Source organism: Mycobacterium sp. (genome assembly GCF_025933915.1).
In the GTDB taxonomy this organism is placed as follows: Bacteria; Actinomycetota; Actinomycetes; order Mycobacteriales; family Mycobacteriaceae; genus Mycobacterium.
Map to the genome: position 1 here is coordinate 1 of NZ_JAICZA010000271.1, position 3,444 is coordinate 3,444.

A 3,444-nucleotide genomic window follows, 5' to 3' on the forward strand; every position below is an offset into this window, starting at 1 on the left:
AGGGTCTATATCGGTGGCTCGGGGTCGAACGACCAGGACATCAAGGAATACGCGGCATCCGATCTGCTCATCGTGGCGATCGCCGCCTTCGTGCTAATCTTCCTGATCATGCTGTTCCTGACCCGAAGTCTGATGGCCGCCTTGGTGATTCCCGGCACGGTGGCCTTCTCGTATGCCGGGGCATTCGGGCTTTCCATCCTGGTCTGGCAGCACCTGATCGGCCTGCCCCTGCACTGGTTGGTGTTGCCGCTGACGTTCATCATCCTGGTGGCGGTGGGTTCGGACTACAACCTCCTGTTGATCGTGCGTGTCAAGGAGGAGCTGCACGCCGGGTTGCACACCGGCCTCATCCGGGCGCTCGGTAGCACGGGTGGGGTCGTGACGTCCGCGGGTTTGGTGTTCGCGTTCACCATGCTGGCCATGCTCACCAGCGATCTGCGCACCATCGGTCAGGTGGGTTCCACCGTGTGCATCGGACTGCTGCTCGACACGCTGATCGTGCGTTCGTTTGTCGTGCCGTGCATCCTGCGCATCCTCGGGCCGTGGTTCTGGTGGCCGACGCTGGTGCGTTCCCGCCCGTTGCCGCAGCGCTGATTCCCGCGACAGGGCTACCTGAAAATCTGATAAGAGAGGGCGTCGCCGCCACGGGCATAATCGTGTCGTGAGGGGGCCAGGCGCGGCGGTGCCGAAAGTGCGGGGTGGATCGCTACGACCCGGCGAGATGGCGCAGGCATCGGTGATGGGCGCCCTGTGCGCGGCGATCGCGATCATTGCGGTCGCCCTGCCGCACGCAGGGGGGCTAGGGTTGCTGGGCGCGGTGCCGATGGGTCTGCTCGCCTATCGCTACCAAATCCGCGTTTTGATCGCCGCGACAGTCGCCGCCGGTGTCATCGGCTTCCTGGTGGTCGGCTTGAGCGGTTTCATGACGGTCCTGCTCTGCGCCTATGTCGGCGGGCTGGCTGGAATCGTGAAACGCCGCAACCGCGGCACGCCGACCGTGATCGCCGTGTCCTTTGTCGCCGGTGTCGTGGTCGGTGCCGCGGTGGTCATCGCGCTGACCGTCCTGGTGCGGTTGCGGCAGCTGGTGTTCGGCGCGATCACCGCCACCGCGGACGGAGTCGCGGCGATCGTGGCGCGGGTGCCGCACCTGCAGGCGCTCGCGCAGGAGTTCAAGCGGTTCTTCGCCGAAGCGTTGAACTACTGGCAGTGGCTCGTCCTCGGATACGCCGCCGTCGCGATGACGGTCGCTTCGGTGATCGGTTGGTGGGCGCTGTCGCGGGTGCTGCAGCGGCTCCGCGGCATTCCCGATGTGCACAAGCTGGACGCGCTGACCGAAAGCGGGCCGATTGGACCGGTGCCGGTACGGCTGGACGAGGTGCGCTTCCGCTACCCGCACGCCGACCATGACGCGCTGCGTGCGGTCAGCCTGGACGTGCGGGCAGGCGAATACGTCGCGGTCACCGGCGCCAACGGCTCGGGGAAAACCACGCTGATGCTGATCCTGTCCGGCCGCGAACCGACATCGGGCACTGTTGAACGCCCCGGAGCGGTGGGGCTGGGTCAGCTCGGTGGCACCGCGATCGTGATGCAGCACTCGGAAAGCCAGGTGCTGGGCACGCGGGTCGCCGACGATGTGGTCTGGGGGCTGCCGCCGGGCAAGACCACGGACGTCGACCGGCTACTTAGTGAGGTCGGCCTCGACGGCCTCGCCGAACGCGACACCGGTGGCCTGTCCGGCGGTGAACTGCAGCGACTGTCGGTGGCCGCCGCGCTGGCGCGGGAACCGTCGCTGATCATCGCCGACGAGGTCACCGCGATGGTCGACCAGAAGGGCCGGGACGCACTGCTGGCCGTGTTGTCCGGTCTGACCGACCGTTACGGCACGACCCTGGTGAACGTCACCCACTACAACGACGAGGCCGAAGGCGCCGACCGCACGGTCAACCTCAGCGCTTCGCTGGATAACACCGCTATGGTCGAGATCGCGGCCGCGCCGGCGCCGACCGTCACGGTAGGTGACCAATCCCACGCGCCGGTGCTCGAACTCGTCGGAGTCGGCCACGAATACGGCAGTGGCACCCCCTGGGCGAACACCGCGCTCCGCGATGTGAGCTTCGCGGTCCATGAGGGCGATGGGCTGCTGATCCACGGCGGCAATGGCTCCGGAAAGTCGACGCTGGCGTGGATCATGGCCGGATTGACGAAGCCGACCACCGGTACCTGTCTGCTTGACGGACATCTCGTCTCCGAGCAGGTCGGCGCCGTCGCGATCCAGTTCCAGGCAGCCCGGCTGCAACTGATGCGCAGCCGTGTAGACCTGGAAATCGCTTCTGCGGGTGGCTTTTCGCCTGACGATCACACCCGGGTGACCGCGGCGCTGGCGGTCGTCGGCTTGGATGCCGCGCTGGCGAAGCGGCGCATCGACCAGCTCAGCGGCGGCCAGATGCGCCGCGTGGTCCTGGCCGGGTTGCTGGCGCGGTCGCCACGGGTATTGATCCTCGACGAGCCGCTGGCGGGGCTGGACGCCGCCAGCCAGCGCGGCCTTGTTCAGCTGCTCGCGGACCGGCGCCGGGACACGGGCCTGACCGTGGTGGTCATTTCGCATGACTTCGCCGGGCTGGAAGAGCTGTGCCCGCGCATCGTGCACCTGCGCGACGGTCTGCTGGAACCGGCGTTGGCAGCAGCCCGGGAGGATAGTGTGACTGCGACCTCGCCGGCGAAACGCCCGACCCGCCGCCCACCTCGCCCCATTGTGCTGCTGCGCCCGGTGCCCGGGCGATCCGCCGTGCACGAGTTGTGGGCCGGCACCAAACTGATTGCCGTTTTTGGCATTTCGGTGTTGTTGGCGTTGTACCCAGGATGGGTGGCGATCGGACTGGCGGCCGCGCTGGTGCTGGCGGGAGTGGGGGTAGCACATATTCCCCGAGGCGTGCTGCCGTCGGTACCGCGCTGGCTATGGATCCTGCTGGCCATCGTCGGTATCACTACGACATTGGCCGGCGGGAGTCCGGTGATCCATGTGGGTACCGCCTCCATCGGCCTCGGCGGCCTGTTGGACTTCCTGCGCGTCACCGCGATGTCGGTCGTGTTGCTCGGCCTCGGCGCGATGGTGTCGTGGACCACCAATGTCGCCGAAATCGCGCCCGCGGTGGCCGCATTGGGTCGCCGACTGCGACTATTGCGGATCCCGATCGACGACTGGTCGGTCGCCTTGGCGCTCGCACTGCGCACCTTCCCGATGCTGATCGATGAATTCCGGGTGCTCCAAGCCGCTCGCCGGTTGCGGCCAAAACACACACCGCGGACCCGCAGGGCCCGTGCGAGGCGACGGGCGGTAGATGTGATCGACGTGGTCGTCGCGGTCATCACCGTCACACTGCGCCGCGCCGACGAGATGGGCGATGCGATCACCGCCCGGGGCGGCACCGGTCAGATCTCGGCGGC

At 67.5% G+C, this 3,444-nt stretch carries 2 protein-coding genes; both read left to right on the plus strand.

Features of this window, described 5'->3' with window-relative positions; translation table 11 throughout:
* Positions 1–594: MMPL family transporter (locus tag Q0W90_RS23805; RefSeq protein ID WP_297777064.1), on the plus strand; the 594-nt coding region annotated here is incomplete at its 5' end.
* A 127-nt stretch (positions 595–721) separates the two neighbouring features.
* Positions 722–3,444 (plus strand): DUF2232 domain-containing protein (locus tag Q0W90_RS23810; protein ID WP_366895745.1); only part of this gene is annotated, 2,723 nt, incomplete at its 3' end.